Origin of the sequence: Puniceibacterium confluentis, from assembly GCF_007923445.1 — a bacterium.
Classification (GTDB): Bacteria; Pseudomonadota; Alphaproteobacteria; order Rhodobacterales; family Rhodobacteraceae; genus Puniceibacterium; species Puniceibacterium confluentis.
Genome location: NZ_VOJI01000073.1, coordinates 1 through 1313, shown reverse-complemented (window position 1 = coordinate 1313; position 1313 = coordinate 1). Strand labels below are relative to the sequence as shown.

2 pseudogenes are annotated in these 1313 nt (G+C 66.6%); both read left to right on the top strand.

Annotated features, from left to right (window positions below):
• Window positions 1-759: pseudogene (locus FOY53_RS23345) on the top strand (hypothetical protein); the annotation flags it as partial.
• Between the two features lie 204 nt (window positions 760-963).
• Window positions 964-1313: pseudogene (locus tag FOY53_RS22570) on the top strand (hypothetical protein); the annotation flags it as partial.

Genomic DNA, 1313 nt, shown 5'->3' with positions numbered 1-1313 from the left:
TCACCGCGCGAAATGGTGCTGACCGAGGGCGGGCGCGCTGTCTCGCGCCGGGCGGGGTACCTCGGCCGGGATGCGGCGCGGGTGGCGGACGCCTTTGACCTGATGACGGCCAATGCCGTCCGTGCCCACCCGGCGACGATCGAGGCGGCCCGGCGCGCCCATCCTGCCCGTATCGCCACTCTTCGCGCCTGGCATGACGAGCGGGTGGCTAGGATGAAGGCGGTGCATGACGAGCTGGCACGGGAGGCGACAGAGGATGGCCGCAAGCCGCCGAAGTTCAGGGCACCGAAGTTCCGCGAGCCCGAGTTCGTCGCGCCCGCCTTTGTGCCGCCCTTCACCCACGGGCAGGTCGAGATGGCCCGGGACTATGCCGCGCTGGCCGAGCGCTGTGCCAGTTCCGGCCTGAAGTGTTCCTCGATCGAGGCATCGACGGGCGGGACCGGCAATGGTGACCGCGAAGAGGCGATGCTGTCCGACTTCCAGCGGTTGCGCGTCCTGCAACGCCGGATCGGCGATGGGTTGGCGAAGGAAGTGCGGCGGAACCGGCCCTCGGCCACGGGCGGCAAGCGCCATGCGATCCGGGTGCGGACCCTTGTGGACCAGATCTGCATTGGTGGGCTGTCAATCGATGCCGTTCTGAAATCGCACGGTTGGACAGGGCGAAATGATGGACCGCGACGTGCTTTGCTGGAGGCCCTGGGGGCAGCACTGGACCGCATGCAGGGCTACGGATGCGTAAAACCGCAAAATATGGATTGACGCTTAAGGGAACCGCTGGCATCACTTGTGACATCATCACCAAATGCGCCCGGAGTGGATCCCCCACTGCCGGGCGTTTCTGTTTCCGCCGCTCTTGCAGGCGCCCGGATCAAAGTCCGTCGCGCAGTCGGTCAGGACAGGGTTGCCGCTGGCCGGGCTGCGAGAGGGGATGGGCACAACCGCAAGGATGGGCAAGGATCTGGAATGTTCGACATCTCGGCGGACTTCGCGCGGGCGGAGCGCATTCTCTCCGATCTCGGGCGCAGGCAGCTGCCCTTTGCCATGGCGCTGGCGATCAACGACACGGCGGTCGACGTCAAGCAGGCCGAAGAGCGCGATATCGTGCGAAGCTTCGACCGGCCCACGCCCTTCACCCAGCGCGGGATCTATGTGCGCCGCGCCAACAAATCGCGGCTGAGCGCCGAGGTCGGCATGAAGCCGGTGCAGGCCGGATATCTGGAGCTTCAGGCAAAGGGGGGCGCGCGCAAACCGAAGGGGCGTGCCCTGGTGGTTCCGGTCTCGGCGCGGCTGAACAAATACGGCAACCTGCCGAA